22 protein-coding genes and 1 pseudogene are annotated in these 23,829 nt (G+C 46.7%); 6 read left to right on the top strand and 17 right to left on the bottom strand.

Features of this window, described 5'->3' with window-relative positions:
- Window positions 1-195 precede the first annotated feature (195 nt).
- From A372_RS0122335 to A372_RS0122280, 12 genes are all read right to left on the bottom strand, one after another.
- Window positions 196-687, bottom strand: coding sequence for a hypothetical protein (locus A372_RS0122335; RefSeq protein WP_019423132.1), 492 nt, complete (start codon window positions 685-687; stop codon window positions 196-198).
- Between the two features lie 35 nt (window positions 688-722).
- Window positions 723-866: a hypothetical protein gene (locus tag A372_RS37575; RefSeq protein ID WP_019423131.1), complete on the bottom strand. Its 144-nt coding sequence runs from the start codon at window positions 864-866 to the stop codon at window positions 723-725.
- 195 nt (window positions 867-1,061) lie between these two features.
- Entirely contained in the window at window positions 1,062-2,609 is a 1,548-nt protein-coding gene (gene gntK / locus A372_RS0122325) for a gluconokinase (protein WP_026011229.1), read from the bottom strand.
- Window positions 2,610-2,657: 48 nt separating this feature from the next.
- On the bottom strand, window positions 2,658-4,019 hold the full coding sequence (locus tag A372_RS0122320) for a GntT/GntP/DsdX family permease (protein ID WP_019423129.1): 1,362 nt from the start codon (window positions 4,017-4,019) through the stop codon (window positions 2,658-2,660).
- Between the two features lie 116 nt (window positions 4,020-4,135).
- Window positions 4,136-4,813 (bottom strand): GntR family transcriptional regulator, encoded by a 678-nt coding sequence (locus A372_RS0122315; RefSeq protein ID WP_019423128.1) that lies wholly within the window; start codon window positions 4,811-4,813, stop codon window positions 4,136-4,138.
- A gap of 109 nt (window positions 4,814-4,922) precedes the next feature.
- Window positions 4,923-5,822 (bottom strand): phosphogluconate dehydrogenase (NAD(+)-dependent, decarboxylating), encoded by a 900-nt coding sequence (gene gnd, locus A372_RS0122310; RefSeq protein ID WP_019423127.1) that lies wholly within the window; start codon window positions 5,820-5,822, stop codon window positions 4,923-4,925.
- 181 nt (window positions 5,823-6,003) lie between these two features.
- On the bottom strand, window positions 6,004-6,438 hold the full coding sequence (locus tag A372_RS0122305) for a GNAT family N-acetyltransferase (RefSeq protein ID WP_019423126.1): 435 nt from the start codon (window positions 6,436-6,438) through the stop codon (window positions 6,004-6,006).
- 148 nt (window positions 6,439-6,586) lie between these two features.
- Window positions 6,587-7,591: an oligopeptide/dipeptide ABC transporter ATP-binding protein gene (locus tag A372_RS0122300; RefSeq protein WP_019423125.1), complete on the bottom strand. Its 1,005-nt coding sequence runs from the start codon at window positions 7,589-7,591 to the stop codon at window positions 6,587-6,589.
- The gene (locus A372_RS0122295; RefSeq protein ID WP_019423124.1) at window positions 7,573-8,418 is read right to left on the bottom strand and encodes an ABC transporter ATP-binding protein; all 846 of its coding nucleotides are present in this window, start codon (window positions 8,416-8,418) and stop codon (window positions 7,573-7,575) included. The genes A372_RS0122300 and A372_RS0122295 overlap by 19 nt, the downstream gene beginning before the upstream one ends.
- Window positions 8,419-8,445: 27 nt before the next feature.
- On the bottom strand, window positions 8,446-9,303 hold the full coding sequence (locus tag A372_RS0122290; RefSeq protein ID WP_019423123.1) for an ABC transporter permease: 858 nt from the start codon (window positions 9,301-9,303) through the stop codon (window positions 8,446-8,448).
- Window positions 9,290-10,240, bottom strand: coding sequence for a nickel ABC transporter permease (nikB, locus tag A372_RS0122285; protein ID WP_019423122.1), 951 nt, complete (start codon window positions 10,238-10,240; stop codon window positions 9,290-9,292). Before nikB ends, A372_RS0122290 begins: the two co-directional genes overlap by 14 nt.
- Complete coding sequence (locus A372_RS0122280) at window positions 10,237-11,877, bottom strand: ABC transporter substrate-binding protein (RefSeq protein WP_019423121.1); 1,641 nt, start codon at window positions 11,875-11,877, stop codon at window positions 10,237-10,239. The genes nikB and A372_RS0122280 overlap by 4 nt, the downstream gene beginning before the upstream one ends.
- Window positions 11,878-12,083: 206 nt before the next feature.
- Here A372_RS0122280 and A372_RS0122275 point away from each other — a divergent pair, with 206 nt between their 5' ends.
- Window positions 12,084-13,088 carry a methyltransferase domain-containing protein gene (locus tag A372_RS0122275; RefSeq protein ID WP_083858916.1) on the top strand — a complete coding sequence of 335 codons (1,005 nt, stop codon included), beginning with the start codon at window positions 12,084-12,086 and terminating at the stop codon, window positions 13,086-13,088.
- Window positions 13,089-13,197: 109 nt separating this feature from the next.
- Here the strand turns inward: A372_RS0122275 and A372_RS0122270 are convergent, their stop codons facing one another.
- From A372_RS0122270 to A372_RS0122260, 3 genes and pseudogenes are all read right to left on the bottom strand, one after another.
- The gene (locus A372_RS0122270) at window positions 13,198-13,662 is read right to left on the bottom strand and encodes a GNAT family N-acetyltransferase (RefSeq protein WP_036705027.1); all 465 of its coding nucleotides are present in this window, start codon (window positions 13,660-13,662) and stop codon (window positions 13,198-13,200) included.
- A 2-nt stretch (window positions 13,663-13,664) separates the two neighbouring features.
- A pseudogene (locus A372_RS38760) lies at window positions 13,665-13,787 on the bottom strand (GNAT family N-acetyltransferase); the annotation flags it as partial.
- Window positions 13,788-13,951: 164 nt separating this feature from the next.
- Window positions 13,952-14,884, bottom strand: coding sequence for a DNA-3-methyladenine glycosylase family protein (locus tag A372_RS0122260; protein ID WP_019423117.1), 933 nt, complete (start codon window positions 14,882-14,884; stop codon window positions 13,952-13,954).
- Between the two features lie 374 nt (window positions 14,885-15,258).
- On the opposite strand from A372_RS0122260, the gene A372_RS0122255 reads away from it, so the two are divergent.
- Together A372_RS0122255 and A372_RS0122250 are read left to right on the top strand one after the other, a co-directional pair.
- The gene (locus A372_RS0122255; protein WP_019423116.1) at window positions 15,259-16,293 is read left to right on the top strand and encodes an efflux RND transporter periplasmic adaptor subunit; all 1,035 of its coding nucleotides are present in this window, start codon (window positions 15,259-15,261) and stop codon (window positions 16,291-16,293) included.
- Window position 16,294: 1 nt separating this feature from the next.
- Window positions 16,295-19,390, top strand: a complete 3,096-nt coding sequence (locus A372_RS0122250) for an efflux RND transporter permease subunit (protein WP_019423115.1) — start codon at window positions 16,295-16,297, stop codon at window positions 19,388-19,390.
- Window positions 19,391-19,564: 174 nt separating this feature from the next.
- Here the strand turns inward: A372_RS0122250 and A372_RS0122245 are convergent, their stop codons facing one another.
- Entirely contained in the window at window positions 19,565-19,879 is a 315-nt protein-coding gene (locus A372_RS0122245) for a hypothetical protein (protein WP_157259659.1), read from the bottom strand.
- 83 nt (window positions 19,880-19,962) lie between these two features.
- Between A372_RS0122245 and A372_RS0122240 the strand changes: the two genes are divergently transcribed.
- The 3 genes from A372_RS0122240 (at window position 19,963) to A372_RS34535 (ending at window position 22,693) form a co-directional block, all read left to right on the top strand.
- Window positions 19,963-20,412, top strand: coding sequence for an SgcJ/EcaC family oxidoreductase (locus A372_RS0122240; RefSeq protein ID WP_019423113.1), 450 nt, complete (start codon window positions 19,963-19,965; stop codon window positions 20,410-20,412).
- Window positions 20,413-20,823: 411 nt separating this feature from the next.
- Window positions 20,824-22,107, top strand: coding sequence for a helix-turn-helix domain-containing protein (locus A372_RS0122235; protein WP_036705048.1), 1,284 nt, complete (start codon window positions 20,824-20,826; stop codon window positions 22,105-22,107).
- A 421-nt stretch (window positions 22,108-22,528) separates the two neighbouring features.
- The gene (locus tag A372_RS34535) at window positions 22,529-22,693 is read left to right on the top strand and encodes an aspartyl-phosphate phosphatase Spo0E family protein (protein ID WP_157259665.1); all 165 of its coding nucleotides are present in this window, start codon (window positions 22,529-22,531) and stop codon (window positions 22,691-22,693) included.
- Between the two features lie 136 nt (window positions 22,694-22,829).
- On the opposite strand, the gene A372_RS34530 is transcribed toward A372_RS34535, so the two are convergent.
- Entirely contained in the window at window positions 22,830-23,162 is a 333-nt protein-coding gene (locus A372_RS34530) for a hypothetical protein (RefSeq protein ID WP_157259658.1), read from the bottom strand.
- Window positions 23,163-23,829: the final 667 nt, after the last annotated feature.

Raw genomic sequence — 23,829 nt, 5'->3', positions numbered from 1 at the left:
TATACTACCATTGTCTTTTTATGTCAATGTATATTGATAGTTTGGCAAAGTTTAAGCCTTAAGCCATTAGCGCTGCAATTATATTTAACATTATTAAACTTCGGGGAGCTATTCCATTACGCATAATGATAAAGAACTCCCCCATTTCGTTAGAGAAATGGAGGAGTCCGGTGGGTCTAGGGCGGTGAAAGTTGTTCAGGCCGTCGTGTACCATATATAAAGATAAACAATTTCCTCGTTATGCCCTAATAGTTGAAACAAATTCCAGTCATCAAAAATAACAACATTGTTGGAATCATTAGCAATTTCATGCTCGAGCTCAATATCTGCATTCATTTCATTCATCTTTTTTACAGCGGTTGTTCCGCTTATTTCTTCGAAAAGTCCGTTTTTCATCACATAATATACTGCCTTATAAAGGACATTGATTCTGTTATGTTCCACAAGAGTCTTATCCCATTCCCACTCTTCTTCTATATACTCAAGTCTTTCTAGAAGTAATATAAAGCCTTCTATAATGGTGTTAACATATCCCCTGTTCAACGATATAAAATAAGATGAAACTTCGCTCGCCGGGTCGATGTATGCTTGAATGCGGAATTCGTCTGCAAACAGAAACTCCTTTGTATGAAGATGATGTAGAAATGAAGTGACTTGTTCTCTATTTATAATTATATTCCCCCCCAATACATTAGCTCGCAGTCAGGTGGCGTGACCGGCGTTCAAATGTCTTCCAAGGTCCGAATTTTCGCCGGATAGTGCGTCCATATTTCAGGATGCTTAGAGTATTCGTACAAATTCGGGATATGATCGAATTCGAGCGGAATCAGCTTGATGCGTTCACCTTGCAGTTCATGAAATTCCATACCTAACTCTCCCTATAAACAATTTGGATATGCAGCACTCGATCGGCTCGAACAACATATGTCATTTTATGTATTCGTGAAATTGTGGAATTCTCCTCTTTCAACAACTATCTTAACAACTCGAAAGGATGAAGAAAGAAATAAGACCCTGAATCACGACAAATTCGTCATTCAGGGTCTTCCCTTAAATATAGGTTACTCTTCAAACAGCTTCCGTTGGAATTGCGCGATCGCCTCATACTCCTCTTCCAGCTTGCGCGAGATCGAAATATAGATGGGCAGAAGCTCGTGGTACAATTCTGCGTTTTCCTTGATCGGCTTATGCTCGTGAATCGCCCCCACCATATCGGACACGATATGCAGCGAATCACTGCGGCCAATCGCGTATAGGCCGAGCACGACAGCGCCCAGACAGGAGCTTTCGTAGCTTTCAGGTACAACGACTTCCTGGTCGAAAATATCCGCCATCATTTGGCGCCATAATGCCGAGCGGGCGAAGCCGCCTGTGGCGTGAATTTTGCGCGGCCGTCCGATCTGCTCTTCCATTGCCAACAGCACCGTGTACAGGTTAAAAATGACTCCTTCCAGCACGGCGCGAATCATATGCTCTTTCCGATGGTGCATCGTCAGTCCGAAGAAGGAACCGCGCGCATCCGCATTCCACAGCGGCGCGCGTTCGCCGGTCAAATACGGGTGAAAGAGCAATCCATCTGCGCCCGGTCTTACCTGCTCTGCAATTTTCGTCAACAAATCATAGGAGTCCACCCCAAGACGCTTGGCTGTTTCCACTTCCGCGGCCGCGAACTCATCCCGCACCCAACGGAACAGCATGCCCCCGTTGTTGACGGGACCACCGATCACCCAATGCTTATCGGTCAAGGCGTAACAAAAAATTCTTCCTTTCGGGTCCGTGACCGGACGATCCACGACCGTGCGAACCGCTCCGCTCGTGCCAATGGTAGCCGCGACCACGCCGGGTTCGATCGCATTCACTCCCAAATTGGAGAGGACGCCGTCACTCGCTCCCACTATGAACGGCGTGGACACCGCCAAGCCCATCTCTTCTGCATATGACGCATCCAACCCCTGTACCTGATGCGTCGTCGGGACGAGCTTAGACAGCTGATTACGGGTAATCCCGGCAATTCGCAGCGCCTCTTCATCCCAATCCAGATCCCTTAAATTCAACATGCCGGTCGCTGAAGCGATCGAGTAATCCACCACGTACTCGTTGAAGAGCTTGGCGAACACATACTCTTTAACCGAGATGAATTTATTAGTCTTTTGAAAAATCTCAGGCTCCTCATCGCGCATCCACATCAATTTCGTAATCGGGGACATCGGATGAATCGGCGTCCCTGTCCGCAAGTACAGCTCATGACCGTTCATGTCCCGCTTCAACCGCGCGGCATATTCGCTGCTGCGGTTATCCGCCCACGTCATACATGGCGTAAGCGGCTTGCCTGCGGCATTAATAGCAATGACGCTGTGCATCGCCGAACTGAATGCGACGAACAGGATGTCCTCACGCCGAACTTCGCTGTGCGCCATCACTTGCTTGACCGCTTGGATGACCGCTTGGAAGATATGCTCCGGATCCTGCTCCGCAATCGTCGAATTAGGCGTATATAAAGGATACCCCTCGCTCCCCTTGGCTACGACCTGTCCGTTCTCTTCGAACAGAACAGCCTTGGTGCTCGTTGTTCCGATATCGATACCGATCATGTACTTTTTCATGCTCATTGGTAAACCTTCTTTCTCGAAATCCTGCTTGCCATAATCCTGATTCACTTACACTACTGTACTGAGGAGAAGTATAAAAATCAATCCTACAACTGATAGCAGCGTCTCCATCACCGTCCATGATTTCAATGTCTGAGGCACGGACATATTGAAGAACTCCTTCACCATCCAGAAGCCAGCATCATTGACATGGGACAGCACAATCGAGCCTGCACCTGTCGCTAACACGACAAGCTCTACATTCGCACCAGGATTCATCGCAAGGACAGGTGCCACAATTCCTGCGGCTGTCGTCATGGCCACGGTTGCAGATCCAGTGGCGACCCGAATCAATGCAGCTACAAACCAGGCGAACAAAATAATATTCACATTGGCTTGTGTCGCAATTTCGGCAATCGCTCCCCCTACACCGCTATTAATCAACACTTGCTTGAAGGCTCCGCCCCCGCCAATGATGAGAATAATCGTGGCAGTGGGCGCTAAGCACTCACTTGTAAAGCGGGATACTTCTTCTTTCGTAAATCCTCTCGCAAAACCGAGTGAGAAGAACGAGAATACAACCGCAATCAACAGCGCTATAATTTCGTGCCCGATAAATTCGCAAAATACAGTGATGCTGCTAGTTGCTTCTGGATCCGCGATATCTGCCACCGAACCAACTAGCATTAAGATGACCGGCAGCAAAATCGTAAACAAGGTGATGCCAAAGCCCGGAAGCTTACGATCGCTCTGCAGCGCAAATTGTTCAGCCAATTTGGCCGGTGGTTCCACCTGAATGCGCTTACCAATGAACTTGCCGAATAAAGGACCGGCAATAATTGCGGTTGGCAAGCCAATCAAAAGAGAATACAGAATCGTTTTCCCGAGATCCGCCTGATAGGCATCAATCGCAATCATCGGTGCCGGATGCGGCGGGACAAGTCCATGCACCGTCGAAAGTCCAGCTAAAATAGGAATCCCAATTTGCAAGAGCGGCATTTTTGTTTTACGTGCCACAGTGAACACAATTGGAATCAAGAGGATAAGACCCACTTCGAAGAACACCGGAATCCCTACGATAAAGCCAACGATCATCATCGCCCAATGAACTCGCTTCTCTCCGAACTTATCTACCAAGGTAGAAGCGATTTGCTCCGCGCCTCCGGATTCTGCCATCATCTTGCCAAGCATCGTTCCGAGAGCGATGACGATCGCGATTGTCCCGAGTGTACCGCCTAGACCGCCTGTAATCGAGCTCACCACATCAAGCGGCTTCATCCCTGCAAGCAATCCCAGCATCAAAGCTGAGAGGAGCAGTGTGACAAAAGGATTCCATTTATATTTAGCAATAAACACAACCAGAAATACAATTGCAATCAATGTCCAAATGAGCAACGTTACATTGTGACTGAGACCAAAAATACTGCTCATATATAAATCCTCCCTGCGATTCTGACTCTTTTATAATTCCCCTTAGTTTTTCCATTCCACATATTGTATACTTGTCGACAACTTTAAGCGAAAAGAAAATACTCTTCTCCTTCCCCTTAAAATTGAGGCAAGCTCGTATGCAGTGTCTGGCGCGAATCCGCAAAATATTCCCGAACTACGTTCTGTATCGTGTCGGCGTTCTTGGACTCCAGCCCTTTCACAATCGTACGATGCTTATTAATGACAGAGCTGAGCTTCTGCTCTCCCTTGGAAAATACCTCTTCGGTTGTAATCAACATGACCGTCATTACGATGTGGCGGATGCTTGTCCATAGATGAAAAATTCTTTTATGTTCCGCCGCTGCCACAATCGCTTCATGAAAGGAAAAATCCTGATAGGCGAAATCGACAACATCGTTATATTTGACCGCTAATTCCATTTTATCGATAATTTGATTGCATTTTACAATTAACTTTTCTTGGTTGCCATGGGCCAGACGCTGCTGAACAAAGCTTTCGATGAGAAAGCGGACATCATACAATTCCTCGATATCCTTTGAGCTCAAACCCAAGACTACCGCTCCCATCCGTTCTAACCGGATCAGACCTTCGTTCGATAGCGTTTTCAACGCTTCCCTTACCGGAGATCTGCTCGTGCCGAAGTCGGCGGCCGCTCGATTTTCAGAGATGACCTCACCCGGTTTGATCGTTCCATTTATAATTTGCAATCGTAATTCACAAGCAATCGATTCCCCAAGGGAAATTCCCTGCAGCCATGCGGATGGATAATGCATAAAGGTTCAACTCTCCTAATGAATGGTAGTTCGCCCGTTAAGGTGACATTTAGACTCATTCTATCACATTCTCTTGACGATTCCATCAGGATGAGGAGTTGTTGCGCCCTCAGATGTTCTTAACTACCCCATGACCGCCAAATTCATTCCGCAGCGCAGCGACGATCTTGCCATGGAACGTATCGGCTTCAAGTGAACGATATCTCATGAACAAGGACATCGCGATGACCGGTGCGCTCGCTTGCAAATCCAGGGCCGTCTCCACGGTCCATTTCCCTTCGCCGGAGCTCTGCATGACACCGCAAATCCCTTCTAGCTTCGGATCTTTCGAGAATGCATTTTGTGTCAGCTCCATTAACCAGCTGCGAATAACGGAACCATTCGACCATACACGCGCCACATCTTCATAGTTATAATCAAAATCGCTCTTGTCCAGCAGTTCAAACCCTTCAGCGATCGACTGCATCATGCCATACTCAATGCCATTGTGAATCATTTTCAGAAAATGACCGCTGCCGCTCTTACCGGCGTACAAATATCCTTGTTTTACGGCGATATCTCGGAACAAAGGCTCAATCGATGCAAAAGCTTCCTGATTCCCGCCAATCATAAAGCAGCCGCCCTGTGCCGCGCCCTCGGTTCCGCCCGATGTCCCGACATCGAAGAAATGAATCCCATGTGCGTGCAGCTTCTCGCCCCGCGCCAACGATTGTTTATAATGAGAATTGCCCCCGTCAATAACGATATCCCCTTGCGACAGGAGCGGAATGAGCGTGTCGATTACACCATCCACGATCTCGCCTGCAGGCACCATCATCCAGACTACTTTAGGGGATGCCAAGTTCGAAACCAGATCCTCGATAGAACCCGCAGGTACTGCCCCCTGCCCTGCCAATTGCTGCCTTGGCTCTGTATTCACATCATATACGACTACCTCGTGCTGATGACGAAGCATATTTTCAACCAGATTATATCCCATCTTGCCAAGACCAATCATGCCTAACTTCATGCTGTCTTCACTCCTCTTAAAAGACTACAAGTATACTTGTATACAACTTTGTTGTTTTTATATTACTTCTTTCCCTCGCATCTGTAAAGAAGAAATTTGAAAGCGCTATTTTATGTCATTTTGTTCTTGTCATATATGAGGGGAAGACAATGAAGACAAGCTCATTGCCTGCCCCGGCGCTTTATCTGCATTTATTCATTTGCTTTTTCAGAAAGTATCTGTTTTGGTTTTTTACGGGCACATCTTTAAGTTCCCCAAACTGCTCATATCCGTTTCTCAGATAGAAACCCGGCGCTTGAAAACCAAACGTATCCAAATGTATCGTGTCTACTGCACGTTGTGCGGCTATCTCTTCTATTTTTTTCAGCAGATTCGTTCCGAGTCCGCTGCCGCGCAATCTTTCATCAACACATAAAATCTCGATAAAGATACTTTGTCCGTATCTATAGCTTAGCAAACCGCCGACAATCTCATTGTTTTGTGCTTTCAGAACCAAATTAATTGGCTCGAAATCCGCATCCACACTCTTCATATTATACGAGTATAAATGATTCCTTACTTGCTCCAACTCTTCCTCATCACTTGTCATTTCCAATCGCACATTGTTTTTATTCATTCCTTCGGCACCTTCTCCATTTAAACTTGTATTATAATTATTATAGACTCAAATCCATAAGTAATTGTGACAAAAAATAGCACACTGTATGTTTTCTAATTAGGGGCTGCCGTACGCAAAAAATCACTGATGCAGCGCTCTCTGCGCATTATAAATCGCTCGTGTCGTCAAGCTCGTGGCAGGCGGCATAATGCCCCCGTTCCCTCAGCTTTAACTGCGGTCTGACCGTCCTGCACAACGGTGTGCCGAATGGACAACGTTGATAAAAACTGCAACCGCCCTCCTCAGATGTTGCTTTGTCGTCCTTCTCTGTCTCCGTTTCTTTCCATTGATGGCGTTTGAGAGGGTTCGCAATAAGTATGGAGGAAAGCAGCAGCTTCGTATACGGATGATGATGGATGACGGACATTTGGGAGCTGTCGAATATTTCGACAATGGCTCCTCTATACATGACAGCAATCCGGTCGCACAATGATTGGACAGCGAGCAGATCGTGGGAAATAAACAGATAGGATAAAGTACGCTGATCCCGCAGTCTTGCCAGTAACGTTAGAATTTGTGTCTGCATGGGGGCGTCGAGACTGGACAGCGGTTCGTCGCACACAACTAACGAGGGCTTACAGACCAGTGCCCTGGCTATATTGACCCTCTGATTCTGGCCTCCGCTTAATTCGCTCGGATAGCGTGACGCTAGCTTTGGATCCAAGCCGACATCCTTGATAAGCTCTTGAACCAGGATATCGCGCTCGGAGCGAGAGCCTAGACCAAAATTTCGGAGCGGCTCTCGAATGGCTTGCTCTACCGTTAGATAAGGGCTCAGACTGGATACCGGATCCTGAAAGATCATCTGAATATGCTGCCTGAAGCCTTTCAACCGTTTGCCTCGCAGTTCCGTGATGTCTTCCCCATTCCACAGGAGTTGCCCAGCTGTAGGCGTGTCCATCCGACAAATCAATCTAGCTAGTGTGCTCTTCCCGCTGCCACTTTCTCCGACGAGCCCGAATGCTTCACCTTTGCCTATAGTAAACGAGACGCCATCAAGAGCGGGAGGAGACGAGCCTCGACGCTTCTGCTTCAGGCCTAGATTTATTGCCCCCGTTAGAGTGGGTGTCCCGTAATGTTTTAACAATCCATTCACTTGCAGCAATTCCATTCGTATGTCATCTCCTTATTACTCTCTCCCCTAACATTGCGCAGTAATTTTTTTGTGTATGGATGATGCGGATCTTGAAAAAGATCCAGTGTTTTTCGATGTTCGACTATAATTCCCGCATGTATAACTGCTACCTCATCAGCCATTTGAGCCGCTATACTGAGGTCATGTGTAATGAGCAGAATGGAGGTGTTCCAACGTTTCTTCAATTGCAGCAGCCTGGACATAACTTGTGCCTGAACGGTAACATCAAGAGCGGTCGTCGGCTCATCGGCGATTAGCAGCCTTGGCTTTAAGCTCAGCGTCATGGCGATCATGACACGTTGCAGCATTCCACCGCTCAACTGGTACGGGAATCGATTCATCGTTTCCTGTGGACGGGCAAAACCGACTTCCCGCAAGCAGTCCAATGTACGCTCATCCGCCTCCACTCTTGATAGTTTCTCATGACTGCGGATAGTCTCCGCACACTGAACGCCAATCTTGATGACGGGGTTCAAGCTGCGCGATGGATTCTGGAAAATCATCCCCATCTGCTTGCCGCGGATGCGGGTTAACTGTTGTTCTGACAGCGAGAGCAAGTCTTCCCCATCCAGAAGAACCTGACCGTTCGAAATCTTGCCCGGTGGGTCGATCAACTTTAGCAGGGAGAGCGCTATAGCACTCTTGCCGCTGCCGCTTTCTCCCACAATACACAGTACACGACCGCTTCCCATTTCAAAGCTGGCATCCTTAACTGCATGCACCATCCCGCGCCGATTTTCGTATATAACATTCAATTGATTTACTCGCAGCAAGTTGTTGGCATCGTTTTCTCTTATCGTCATATCCATCCTCCAAAACGCCGATAGCGGTTACCCTTTAACATCCAACGCATCTCTTAAACCTTCACCGAGCAGATTGCATGCCGCCATCACGAGCAAGATGGCCAGACCGGGAGACAAAAGCAGTCGTGGCGCGGTTTGCAAATAATGCCGACCGTCGCTGAGCATCGCGCCCCACTCTGGGGATGGAGGCGTAACGCCGAGACCGAGGAAGGCCAGACCGGAAATCGCAAGAATCATTCGGCCGACATCCAATGCGGAGAATACAAGCACGGTTGGCATCGTACCGGGCGCAATATGCCGGAACATCAGCCAGATGTCCGACGAGCCACAGCCCCGGCTGGCTTTGACATAGGGCTTCTCCTTCAATGACAACGTCATCCCTCTCACAATTCTCGTATACTTCGCCCACCACACGGCGACGACCGCGAGTAAAATATGCAACGTTCCCGGCCCAAAAAATCCCGTTAGTACAATGGCCAGCAGTAAATTCGGGAAGGAGAGCATCGTATTCACCACAACCATGATGATCCGATCGAGCACGCCCCCATAGTAACCAGCAATAACGCCAAGGGGCATACCGATGAGAATAATAAGTGCCATCGCAGTCAACGGCATGACGAGTGAGGCCATGGTTCCGCTAATGATTCTTGAAAAAACGCATCTTCCCATTTGATCGGTCCCAAGCGGGTATTCCAAGCTAGGCGGCAGCAGCTTCGCAGTCAGATTGACCGCGAGCGGATCGTGAGGCGCAATCATGGGTGCCAGAATACCGACCACGATAACCATTAACAGGATATACAAGCCGGAGCTGGCAATCTTGTTCCCTAGCGGATTTCCGATTGCTCCCGCCATTTTTCTGATACGCTGTATGTTAAAGTTCCTCATAACGACCGCCTTCTGCCCGAATTCTCGGGTCAAGCCAATAATAAATGAGATCTACTGCCAAATTCACCACGATAACGCAAGCGGCTGTCAGCAGTATAATTGCCTGAATGACCGGATAATCGCGGTTAAAAATAGCATCAATCATTAATCTGCCTACCCCTGGCCATGAGAAAATCGCTTCAACAATAATCGAGGAACCCCAGAAATAACCAAAGCTATTCCCGATTACCGTTATAAACGGCAGCAATGCCGGTCGAATCGCATGCTGGACGATCAAACGGTTTTGCTTGATTCCCCTAGCCCGGGCCGCTTTATAATGGGAATCTGCCATCGCCTCCAGCATCCCGGCTCGCAACATACGAGCATATACGGCCGCCATGCCCGCCGCCATCGTTATGGACGGCATTATATAATTCATAATTCCTCCGTCACCCATCATGGGGAGCAGGTTAGTTCGGATACAGAACAAATAAATAAGCATGGCTCCTATCCAGAAGTGCGGCAGCGACGCGCCCAAAATAGATAGGAAACGAACGGCATGGTCGAGGTGCTGCTGCTTATACCATGCGGATACGATGCCGGCTGGAACCGCAAGAATACACGCGACAGCGAAGGAGGCGCCCATCAGTCTCAAAGTCGCTGGCAACCGCGCTGCGAGTTCCTTCGTAACCGGCAGCCCGCTTTGAAACGATAGTCCCAGACGTAAATGAAAAATTTCATTCAGCCATGCTCCATACTGTGCAATCAGTGGTTGATCAAGCCCCATCTGGCGCCGTATTTCTGCTACGCTGACGGCGTCAGGAATAATCCCCTTGCTTCTCAGCCATATATCCGTCGGATTTCCAGGCATTAATTGAACGAGTGTAAATGTTACAACAGTCACGCCTAGCAGGGTGGGAATTGTCCAGATCAGTCGCTTAAGCAGACCTTTATTCATCGTTGTTCATCCAACCGAAGCTTTTCCCATACAATCGGTCTGAATGTAGTCGCTCCTAACTGTACGTCAGAGATACGATTGTTCACTACAAACAAGTCGTCGGGGTAAAACAACGGCACACTCATTGCTTCTTCATTCATCAATTGAAAAATATCATTGTAAGCTTTAAACCGTTCTTCGTCAGTAAGAGTCGCGGCCGCGCGGTCAATCAAGCTGCTTAACTGCTCCGTGCCGAAAGCGACCGCTGGAGCCTCATTTGTTTTATAAAAAAGCGCCATCAGGAAGCCAAGTGGATTGAAGGCATCGGCATACGTCCTGTAGATGAGCAAATCGTACTCTTTGTTCTTCCACAAAGCATCGTAATACGAAGCCTGCTCCAGAACCTTGAGCTCTACTTGGATGCCAACTTTGGACAATTGGTCCTGAACAGCTTCAGCCAACGGTTTCCATTCAGGATACTCCTCGGTTTGCAGCACAAGTGAAAACACAAGATTTTCTCCTTCTTTTTCAACCGTTCCATCCCCATTTGCATCCTTCCAGCCAGCCTCGTTAAGGAGCTGCTTGGCCATCTCCGGATTATATGAGTAACCTTTATTACTGTCCTCGGAGACGTAGGCATTAGTTGTCGGAAGTATGCCGGTAGCTGGACTGCCCGTACCGTCAAACAAGTCTCGTGCGATAGACTGCTTATCAACAGCATAATTAATCGCTTGACGCACCTTTTTATCGGCAATTGCCGCATTTGCATCATTAACAACAAGGAAGTAAGAAGCGGTGCCCTTTTGAGTGGCCAGCTTCGTCTTCTCTCCATTTTTCAGTAATGATAAGCTTTCCAACGGAATTTTACTAACTTCGCCTCCCGCAATATCAATAGTGCCGTTCTGGGCGGCTAGGACACGCGATTGGGAATCCGGAACCACTTTGAACGTGAGCTTATCAATTCCGGACTTAACGCCCCAATAGGTAGAATTAGGCGTAAAAACAGTTTGTACATCTTGTTTATATTCTTCCTGTACCCACGCTGCTGTGCCGATCGCCTTTACAAATTTGCCCTCCGGATCGCCAGCCGGTTCGACGGAAGTCGGACTCATGATTCGAAACGGCCTAGGGTAGGAAAGTTCCGCAAGTGTCAAATAATAATGCTTCGTAAACGTAAGCTTAACGGTAAACTCATCTATCACTTTGATTGATGTTAGATTTTTCGAGGTCAACAGCCAATCATGCTCAGGCTTATTCGCCCAACGATCCACGGAGAACTTTACTGCTTCTGCATTAAAAGGCGTTCCGTCAGAAAATTGGACATCCTTACGTAAATGAAACGTATACTCTTTGCCATCAGGCGAAATATCCCAAGACTCAGCTAAAGCGGGCTGGATCTCCCCTTTTTCTCCATACTCAACCAGAGAATCGTAAATTAACGGGTAAGCTTGCATCATTCCTTCATAAGAAGCTGCATCCAGTCGGTTGATTCCACTATCCGTACTGCTTGCGACGGTAATCTGTTTGGCTTCGGATGGAGCAGCCTCGGAGGATTCTTTTGCACAACCGGCAATGACGATAACCGCCAGCATCAGAATAAACCATGGTTTGAGCATTTCTATGGGTGCTTTGTATCTTACAGCAATTTTTATTCTCACAATCTCTCTTCTCCCCGCGATATTGAATTACTTGAATTAAGTTTTGATACGGCTTCGTTATTTCTCAAAATATTTGGAGAGGCGATACTCTCCCCATTTGGCGTTTCCGCTCACTCTCCCCTTCTGTCAGTAACCACGATTCCCGCATGACTCAGGCGCTAGGCAGTGTAATCTACCGGTGATGCTGCTGCATCATCCGAGAAGCCATGTTACTAGGGGCATGCACAGCAAAGTCAATCACCCATACGAAAGATGCGCCTTCTGAACGAGAGGGAGAGTGGAGAGAAGGACTTGACAGCGTATCGATACTGACTGGAAATGTGATCTTTCTCTACTTCAACTTATATTATTTTTTATGTGTGATGAAAAAAAGCTTGCCCTCCTTAATCGTAATGATTACTATTATAGGAGCGCGTTTGCAAAACTGTCAATATAAAATAGACAAGATCAAGGAGGGTATGATGGAAACGAAAAACCGTTCTCAACAATATTGGGATGAAAGCGCCGAGGTTTATAATGATATCGTTTTGGATGAGCTTAACAGCTTTAAAGCGCCGGCATGGAGGGCCATAATTGAGCAGCATATCGGCAGCGGATCGGGGCTTGATGTGCTGGATGTCGGTACCGGACCCGGTTTTTTTGCGATTCTGTTGAGCGGTATGAATCATACGGTTACGGCTGTCGATTCATCGCCGCTCATGCTCAAGCAGGCGCAATTCAACGCCTTCCGAGCGGGGGCTGTCGCTCAGTTTATACAAGGAGATATTGGCGTTCTCCCTTTCCAGGAAGCCAGCTTCGACGTCATTATAAGCCGCAATGTAACCTGGACACTGCCGCAGCCTTTCGCAACATACGATGCATGGCACAGACTGCTGCGTCCGGGCGGAAAAATCGTTATATTTGATGCGAATTGGAATAAACATCTTGTAGATGAAGAGCAGCGCAAGCAGTATATGGAAGATTGTGAAACCGCGAGAAGGATGGGTTATGGCATTGAGCTGGAAGAAAGCCTTGAGCGCGAAGGCGATGAAATTACGAGTAAGCTTCCGCTTACCTTTGAGCATCGTCCTGATTGGGATGTGCAATCACTGGAGAAAATCGGTTATAGGGAGATTGTCTGCAATTGGGGATTTGACGAAGCTATCTACACAGAAAGCGAAAAAGTGCTGAACAGGACGACGCCCATGTTCTCCATTGTCGCGGAAAAGTAAGTTAGCCAGTCAGATTAAGGGAAGAACAGCTTGTCCTTCTTCTAGGGACAAGCTGTTTGCGATCTAATAGTTGGGCAGTGTGTCGCATTCCTACGCTGCTTCATCTACACTATCCAATAATTTTATTCATATGAATTCTTGCCTTGTCGGCAGCGTATTCCGTGTATCCATTTGAATGATAAAATGCAATGGCATCCTTCCACGCATGGTTCGTTTCTAGGATGATTCGTCTGTAGTTTTTCTGAACTGCCCGTTTCTCCAGCTCGTAAATCATCTCTTTCGCATATCCCCTTCTTCGATGTTGCTTTGCTACTGACATACGAACAATTCGTACGGTATGATCACCTTCATGCTGGAGCGCCCCCGTACAAACGACGCGTGATTCATATAGCCCAACTAAAAAGACATCCCCTTTTCCGATATAATTCAAGATAATATCATCCAGATCAGGATTTAAGGTGTTATCTAGAAAGCCGAAGCGCTCTGCTAGCCCTTCTAATATTACGCTCTTCGCTTGGTCTTGTATGTTTCTATTAACCTCTTGGATATTCAATTCCGGCAACACGTATTTCATAGTCAAAATTCAAACCGCCCCCCGTTGGTTGCCTGCATAAATGTATTCAAGGCTGCAAATCCCGCTTTTTTGTACACCTTGATCGCTCTTTCATTGAAAGCAGCGACGGCAAGCGTCAGCACTTTCGGACAAAAGCCCTTACCGGAAATGTGCCCCTGACTACTAAACCTTCTATACCTGCAAAGGATTGCAGTTCCATCTCGGATAAATCCTAATTTGTTTATAGCATAAATTGGATTGCAAAATACGTCAAACCTAATAGAATCCCGTTTTTTTCGAACCTATCCTGTCACTTGGAATTTACCTTCACAAGTTCCTCTGCTTGAAGCTGAAACCACCAGAGAAAGGCCGCCCATCCCCTCCACGGTGCCCATCGTTCCGCCAGTTGCCGCACCTGCTCCTCCGTAGCCTTTTTTCCGATACCATAGGTTCGGCCGATTATCGATTGCAGCCCCACATCGGCTGCGGGAATTGCGTCTGGAACCCCAAGTCCACGCATAAGGACAGACTCTGCCGTCCACCTGCCCACACCCTTGTATTGCATCAAAGTCTTGCACGCAAGGCTATAATCAACGTTACGCAGCTCTGGCAGGTTCAAATCACCGCCTGCAACCGCTTCAGACACGGTTATAATGGTTCTCGCCTTTTGATGACTCATTTGAATGCCTCGTAGTGATTCTTCCTTAAGTATTGCAGCGTCTCCGGGCTGCGGAAACACCCCGTACTCCGTTCCGTCATACGCAATCTTTCGCCCGCATAATTCCACAAAAGCGAGCTTCAGCTTACGCGCAAATCGCACATGAACCTGTTGTCCAATAATGGCCCAGATGAGCGCTTCATAAGGGTCCGCGACAAGCACCGGACGCAAACCTCGATAGTTCTGTATGAGGCGCCCAAGTATCGGGTCATGAGCGTACAGCTTGTGAAAAGATAACGGATCTGTATCTAGCGTAAACGTCCGTTTCACCCATGAAACGGCTTTTTCTGCGATTTCCTTACTGATTTTTTCCCCCGTTAATTGTAGATGCAGCGTCGTATGTTCGATTGACCCTGTGCTTGTAATCTGAACGAGCACATCCGAGCCTGCAAAAGTTAACGCGCGGGAATACCGCTCTTGATTCACTCGTTCTAATATGGCAGCAGTCGACGAGCGAAGATGGGCCAAAGCCAACCCAAAGTTGTACGGACGCGCAGGCGCAAGGTCAGTCTCAAAAATGTCCATTCCTCTTTACCTCCAGATGTGGTGCAGCAATTTTCCTAAATTTGCCCAGCATCGAAGTATAATTTCAGGTAACAGTGAATGCTGGCTACCCCAGTATAAGATGCAGTAGCTTCGACCAGCATCGAAATGTGGATGTTCCTACATTAAAAGGCCGGAATACGCTCCGAGCCTTGAACCTTTTCAAGAATAAAGTTATGCAACTCGTATTCCAGCTTCTCATTCGTTAGCTTTGTCTAGCATTAGTACTGTCCAATTCTACCTTTTTGTATGAAACTGTGTTAAATTAAGCACGTATAATTATTAGCTTTCTTTATTTTGGAACGACGTTCCTAGAAAGAGACAACCTATACATCGCAAAAGGAGTGGTATAAATCTTGAAAAAACATTGGCTGTGCGCTAGCGTGCTTGCGTTAACGCTGAGTGCCGGATTAACAGGTTGCACCCCGCAATCAGAACAACCACTGCAAGGAGCACAGGAAAAAGAAACTCCCGTTCAAGTCGCTCCGATTGAGATTGGAGCTCTTAGCTTGCAGAATGAAATTATCGGAACAGCCAATCCGAACAAAACCATCGACGTCATTCCGAAACTCAACGGCGAGCTGAGCAAATTAAATGTGAAAAAGGGGGATTACATCAATAAAGGAGCCTCTCTGGGCAGCATCAACGCGGAGGACTTGGAAATCCAACTGCAATTGGAACAGTTCGCCTTAGAGCAGGCGCAGGATCAATATAAAAACACGCATAACGCTGCACCGGCAGAAATGGAACTGGATCAAGCGAAGCGCAGCGTCGAGCAAGCCCGGCTGCGGGTGAAACAAGCCCAGAACCGGATAGATGACGCTTATCTGAAGGCTCCGATCAGCGGGCAAGTCATTCGCGTCGCGGCCGAAGAAGGGGGATTTGTCACATCAACTTCCCCACTGTTTACTATCGTGTCCACCAATCCGGTTACGTTAACTGCCAATGTCAGCGCCAACCAAATGCTGCTGCTGCAGGACAGGAAGGAAGCAAAGGTGGAAATTCCTGATCTAGGAAAATCTTTTTCCTCCAAGATTACCTACCTTTCCCCTATAACCAACGAATCTGGCTTCTATACATTGGAAGCGCAGGCGGACAATAAGGACGATGTGATTAAGCCGGGAATGATTGCGAAATTCATTGTCGATCAGGAGCTGCTGAAAGACGCTCTTCTCATCCCTACCGAATCCATTGTAGAGAAAAACGGATCGGCACATATATACATAGTGAAGGACGGCCGCGCAGTTGAAAAAGCTGTCGAGGTATTGGAGTCGCAGACGAAAATGTCTGCCGTGAAAGGCGATTTCCATAAAAACGATCAAGTCGTCGTGAAAGGTCAGATCACGTTAAGCGATGGCAACAAAGTGAAGATTATCGAGGGGGCACGATAACGTGAAAATCATTGATCTCTCCGTTAAGCGTCCAATCGGCGTCATCATGATCGTGCTCGCCATTATTGCGCTCGGCTTGATCAGCTTGCGCAACCTCGCGATCGACTTGTTTCCGAAAATCGATCTGCCGATTGCCGTCGTTGCGACTTCTTATCAAGGCGCGGCGCCCGAGGAAATCGAGAAACTAATCTCGCGGCCGCTGGAATCCTCCTTAAGCACCATCCAAGGGATTAATACGGTCTCCTCGCAATCGCAAGCGAACTCATCCCTAGTCATGCTGAATTTCAAAACCGGCACCAATATGGATAACGCCTTAATTGACGTGCGGGAAAAAGTCGATCAAATCAAAAGGATGCTGCCTGAAGCCGCCAACGATCCGACCGTGCTCCGCTTTGACCCGAACCAAATGCCCATCATAACTCTGGGATTGACGGGAGCTCAGCCGGAGAAGCTGCAGGAGATTGCCGACAACAGCATTATCCCCTTCTTTGAACGGGAAAACGGTGTCGCCTCCGTCTCCGTCCAGGGCGGAAAAACACGGGAAATTCTCGTTGAGCTGGACCGCGCCAATCTGGCTCGCTACGGCATTACGCCTTCACAGGTTGTGCAGGCGCTCAATATGGAGAACAAATCCGCGGCGGCAGGAAGCGTCCCGAAGGGTGTGCAGGAGCTTCAAATCCGCATCAAAGGCGAATATTCATCTGTAGATGAAATTCAAAAAACCTTGATCCATTTGCCTAACGGCGGGCAGATCCAAGTGAGCGACGTGGCTCAGGTCACCGATACATTCAAGAAGCAAAATTCGCTTACGCTGGTTAACGGCAGTCCTGCGCTAGTGTTGTCGGTGCAGAGACAATCAGACGCGAACACGGTTGCGGTAGCAGATCATATTTACAAGGCGATGGACAAGCTCCAAGAGAAGCTGCCGCAGGGAATCGAGTTAAAGATGGTTTCCGACACCTCTATTTTTATCCGTCAATCGATTGATAGTGTCGTCAGCAATATGCTCAGCGGCGGCGCGCTGGCGATATTGATTCTGATTCTATTTTTGCGAAGCGTCCGATCAACGTTCGTTATCGGCATTTCAATGCCGATCGCCATCATTTCCACGTTTACGCTCATGTATTTTACGGGGCAAACGCTCAATGTCATTTCCATGGGCGGCCTGGCGCTCGGAATCGGGATGATGGTGGACAACTCCATTGTCATATTGGAAAATATTTTCACGTATCGGCAAAAAGGAATGCCTATGAAAGAAGCCGCGGTCAAAGGCGCTTCCGAGCTGGCTTCCGCCGTAATCGCGTCTACCTTGACGACGTTGGTCGTGTTTTTACCGATTGTGTTCGTGCAAGGAATTACGTCGGATATATTCCGGCCGCTGGCTTTAACGGTCTGCTTCTCCCTTATTGCTTCTCTCGTCGTGGCGATAACGCTGATTCCGATGCTGTCTTCCAAGCTAGTATCCGAGAAGAAAAAGGAAAAGACGGAGAAGCAAGGCTGGTACACCCGCTTTTTTGGTCTCTTTATTACGTTCTACAAAAAAATACTGCGTTGGGTGCTCGGACACCGCAAAACGACGGTATTCGGCACGTTCGTGTTGTTAATCGGGAGTTTCTTCCTAGTTCCATTCATCGGGATGGAGTTTATGCCGGGTGGCGATCAGGGCCAAATCCAAATTACCGTTCAGACGCCAAGCGGCACGAATCTCGAGGAAACCAAAAAAATGGCTGACAAAGTGTCTGTATTGCTGAAGCCGTATGAAAAAGTGATCGACACCGCGTCGGAATCGATCGGCGGTGGTGGCGGTCCGTTCGGAGGAAGCGCCAATTCAGCGACATTTATGATTCAGCTGATTCGGGCAACCGAACGGGATATTACAACGGCCGAGATGATGCGGCAATTAACGGAAGCGTCCGGAGATATCGCCGGAGCGGAGATTACCGTATCCGCGATGGAATCCGGGTTCGGAGCGGGAGCTCCGATCCAAATCAAATTAAACGGGCAGGAGCAAGATGTGCTGGAGGAAGTCGCCAGTCAGGTCGTGTGGCTCATTTCAGAGATCGGCGGCGTCTATAATGCAGAGTCATCTGCCGCGGAAGGAAATGCCGAGTTGAATATTACGATCGACCGCAGCTTGGCAGCTAAATACGGGTTGACCTACCAGCAAATCACGAATGAAATTTCGCTTGCGATTAACGGGCAGTTAGCTACGCAATACCGGGAAGGCGGCAATGAATATGATGTAAGAGTCATCATGCCTGAAGAGAGCCGGTCAAGCATTGCGGCGCTAAACACGTTAACGATTCAATCGCAGAGCGGCAGATTGGTCCCGCTGTCCGACGTGGCTGAATTTAACCAGCTTCAAGGTCCTGTCATGATTCAGCGTGAAAATCAGCAGCGGCAAATCAATGTTACCGCCGACATTTCAGGAAGAGATTTGGGCAGCATCTCCACCGAAATTGAACAGGCGCTATTGACAATGAACTTTCCGGAGGGGTATTCCTACTCAATGGGCGGCCAAACCGAGGATATGATGAAGTCCTTTGTCGATCTCGGCATCGCTCTCATCTTTTCCATTTTCCTGGTTTATGTCGTGATGGCCGTTCAATTCGAGTCCCTGCTCTATCCGTTCATTATTATGTTCGCTATGCCGACAACCTTTACGGGTGTCACGCTGGGCTTGTTCATCACCAAAACTCCGTTAAGCGTAACCGCCTTAATCGGAGTCATTATGCTAGCGGGTATCGTCGTGAACAACGCGATTATTCTGGTCGATTACATCAATATCATGCGCAGAAGCGGACTCGAGCGGACAGAGGCAATCATGCAAGGGGCGCCAAGCCGGATTCGTCCGATTTTCATGACAACCTTGACAACCGTGCTCGGATTGCTGCCGCTCGCGCTCGGCATCGGCGAAGGCGCAGAAATGCAAGCTCCTCTTGCGGTCGTCGTTATATTCGGCTTGTCTTGCTCGACCATCTTTACATTGCTGCTGGTGCCGGTCATGTATACGTATCTGGACGATTTTTCGAACTGGATCAAGCGGCTGTTCACCAGAAAGAATAAAGCAGACAAAACAACCGAAATAACCGCATAAGTTATTCGATTGAAATGTGAAAACCTCCAGCACCGCTATACAGCAGGCTGGAGGTTTCCTTGTATCAGAACATTAATTGATATGCTCGCCTTGCACCTCATTTAACTTACCTGCTATCAGCTGTATGTATATCATCTGGATTGGACCGTTTGTAGATTCTCACGCGCGGTTCATTCATACTTCGCAAAATCGTTTTTCTCTTATCAAGTTATTTCTATTATGATAGCCCCGATATAGGAAGTCTTGAAAAAACGGGACCAAACACCAGCTTAATTTATACGAAATGCGTTTGTATGGAACGAATACGTTTCCATTCGCATATATACTCTCTTCTGATGGGATCGGCCTCAAACATCCGACCAACACTGCTGGATTCACGGGATCATCTGAGTTGCGGTCAATCTTGCCCCATTTTTCGAATGCGATTTCAATCTCTCGTATATCTTGAGCGGTCGCCCGCTCGGCTGCCAGTTCGACGATGCCGGTCACGAAGATTTCCCTCGAAAACTTAAGGTTTTGTTTAACAGAAAGCCTGGTTATAATAGTAAGAAATCTGTTAGGAGGCATAAATTATGGAATCTTCTGTATCGAACGAAGTCCGCGCACTCTATCAACAACTAATAGACGCTTGGAACAATCGCAGTGCCCGCGCAATGGCTGAGCTGTTCGCAGAGGAGGGCGAGATTATCGGTTTTGATGGGAGTCAGGAGATTGGACGCGATGAGATCTTCACGCACCTCAAGCCCATATTTGAAAACCACCCAACTGCTATATTTGTAAGCAAAGTGAAAAGTGTGCGTGTTCTAGGCTCTGAAATCGCCATCGTACGAGCTATAGCAGGTATGGTGCCGCGTGGACAATCAGAGCTCGATCCTAATGTCAACACGCATCAAACACTAGTTGCCGTTATAGACGAGGGGAATTGGCGGATCCAACTTTTTCAGAATACCCCGGCTCAGTTTCATGGGAGACCTGAGTTAGTCGAACAAATGACAGAAGAGTTACGGCAGCTGCTTAAATGAGTCCGCAGTTCTGCTCTGGTTAGGGTCCAGTCCCCTCTTCATAGGATTTTGTACAATCAAAACAATAGGCGGGTTGAACTAAAAAAAGTGCATATTCCAGCCAATAATGATGAGCTGCCAACTACTTTTCTCCACTCTCCCTCCCGTTCAGAAGGGGCATCCCTCCAACCATTTGACCACATCACAGATCGCTTGGGCGATACGGGAATCGTTGATACTGAGCTGTATTAAACCCGAATCGCACCAACAATCGAACTGCCTTAATTAGAGTTGAACAGATTTATCCTGTGAATATCCTGTCAACGTATTGATTTACTTGCATGCCTAGACGTTGCGTTTACAACCCATAAACAACATGGTAAAATATAGGTGGTCAATTGTTTGAGATTCAAAAGGAAGGTGCGGGTATGTGTGAATGATGTGATTCAGATTCAGACTATCGGGGAGTTGATTCACCAGTATAGGCGCGAGTCTGGCATGACGTTATCTCAGTTATCAGACATTACAGGCAGTCATAAAGGTACGATATCAAGGATTGAAAACGGAGATGTCAAGAGACCCGAATTTGAGACCGTACATCCACTAGCGTCTGCATTAGGAATACCCTTCGAGGACATCGTCGAACGTTACATAGAGATTGATAAAAGGGCCGATTCCCTGCAAACCATTTTGCAAACTGTCATTCAGTCAGGCAATATTGAACTTATTAACAAGGTTGCCTTGAAGTTTTTGGAATCCCCTAGCGAAGACAGCTATAGTCTTGTTGAGCGTCTTTATACGCTGGCCGATGCAATCGAAGACAAGCCAATCAGACTATCGTTGTACAGGCTGCTGATTCATTACTCGCGTAACCACGGCATGATGCTCTTTCTGGCAAAAGGACTGTACGCAGCCTACTTAATTGAACGAGACGATTTCAGCAAATTAGAGACCACATACCAGTCTGGGAAGCATATTTTGAATTACACTAATTTTTTGTCTCATGAAGAGAAGATAACTCTCTATTATAAACTTGGCGTTCATGCGTACAACTTGATGAAGTATGAGGAATGCGTTGATTTATGTGAGTATGTCATAGAAAATGAAAACACTCAGATTAAAATAAAAGCGAACGCTCTATATGCATCAGGTCTTGCACATTACTATCTCGGTAATTATGAAAAGTGGGAATACAACTTAAAAGAATATGCCACCTATGACTTTACTGGTATTGAAGAAAACAAAAAAGTCACAACTGCGTTAGTCAATAGTAAAACGGGGAAAATAGACTTGGCAATTGAGCAGCTTAATAAATGCTTAGCAGAGGTATCTGATCAGAACCTTATTCATGTCGTAAATAAGCTGATTGAGATATATCTGCAAAATAATAACACCTACATTGCACAACAACTTCTAATTTATGAAACTAGAATTAAAAATGTCCCCTTAACAACACCAATAAAACGAGTAGGCTTTGCGTATTATTTTCGACTAAAAGGGAAACTGCTTTATGCAATAGAAGATTTCGAAGGTGCTTTCGATTGCTACCTTCAAAGCGCATTAGAATATGCCCAAATATCTAAATATGATGAATCATTTGAGAGCCTAAGCTTTGTTTCAAAAGCACTCCTTGAAAACAATTCACTTTTTGGCTTGGATTCTATCCGCAAAATTGACTCGGTTTATAACGAATTAAGACATAAAAAGGAGGAGTAAGACTATGAAAAAAAGGTTGTGGACAGCAGTTGTTCTTTTCTTCTCTCTATATTTAATAGTATCGCCGACGATGTCAAATGCAAACTCTTTTGACCCAGCCATCACTAATTATTCAATAGGGGATCCCGAATGGAAACCAAATTAATTCTACGATAATTCATTGTCATTATTCGAGTGGTTTACAAATGAACGAAGTTGGTATTGGAGAGTACCTAATTAGGTACTCTTCAATTTTGTGGTGATATTTGTAGAATACCGTCGAAAGTTACATGATTATCTAAATACTGGATTTTGTACAACGTATATTACAATGGGTACAACTATAACAACAATCATGGATATGCGTCATCAATGTGCTGAAAATGCGAGGTGACAAAAGGTGTACCTGTACGACAAATTAGACGATAATGAGCTGTCAAAGATGATACTAAATCTTAGACAGCGACTTGTCCTTGCAGTTAGCGAGAAGAATAATTTCACGGACACAGAAGTTGTATTGCTAAGCCAAGAGCTGGATGTTTATATTTTGGAGTACCAGAAAAAAACCTTTCACAAAGAACTACAAAAGATCAAAATTAGCCATTGAGTTTTACTGAATGAGATCTACTCTTTCCATAGTCGCTTTACTTCTTTCAATTGATTATTCACGATTTCCATTCGATATAGGGAGACTCGGCATGCCGAACCATATAGATTACGCTGTTCATCTGAACCCCCTGCGGTTACTCGTTATGCATTTTCAATGTGGCATCAATTGCCAGCTGCGTTGACTCGATTAACTCCGAATTATTTTTCACAAGCCTGATTTCTAACGTCTTATAAAAGTGAGTCGGCGCTTCTTCATACTCCCCTTGCTCAAATTTGTTCTTCCCCATATGTTGATATAGAAAGTCCTCGATATCCTGCAACGATTCATCAGCTTGATTATGAAACTCTCCTACCAGAACATCAAATATCTCATTTGATTTCTGAAATTCTTTATTCCATTGATATGTATTTGCAAGTCTAATTCGATTAATAAACTGGCCCCTCGCATGATTGGCTTGTTTCTCCATATGATAGGCCATTTCTAAAAAGCGCTTTGATAATTCCTTTTTTCATTTCGTCCATGTTTATCGGTACTTCGTGTAACTTTTTATCAAATGTAAAATTCATATTATATGGAATGTTAGTAGATTTATTCATAATTGCATCCTTTCAGGTTACTAGTCTGAATCCACTTTGGACTAGCAATATAACACAAAGCCACGCCCGGTTTCCATTAATCCAACCCCCGGCCTACCGCTTTTACGCGAGAGCCTGTCCGTCGCCGGCCATTGGCTGTTCGGGCAACCTAATATTACGTTTACACTTCGTCCATTGGAAATCATCCAACAGAAATGCTCTATTTAAGCCAAAATGGGGCGTTCTACTGTAAAACATCCAATCAAATCGGCCCTTCTCCAGCTACACAACTGTATGCAGGTCCATTCCACTGTACTAAATCCAATGGCGGCCTCTCGCCGCTACTCTTCTTCACCAATCTGCTGTATGAAATCCAATGGCATGAGTCTGCGAGCATTCAAACACCCGCAAAGACAACAATGCAACCCATACATTCTCCCATTAAGTGATGAAGCTGCCTTCATTTCATTATACAAATAGGAATCGAGCATTTCGAGCAAATTTCCATCCAGCAAAAGAGGACAGAACAGTCATCGTTCCATCCCCATCATCTGCTGC

The organism is Paenibacillus sp. OSY-SE, assembly GCF_000283315.1.
Lineage (GTDB): Bacteria > Bacillota > Bacilli > Paenibacillales > Paenibacillaceae > Paenibacillus_B > Paenibacillus_B profundus.
Note: the sequence above shows the minus strand (reverse complement) of the source record. Positions and strands in the feature narration are given on the sequence as shown.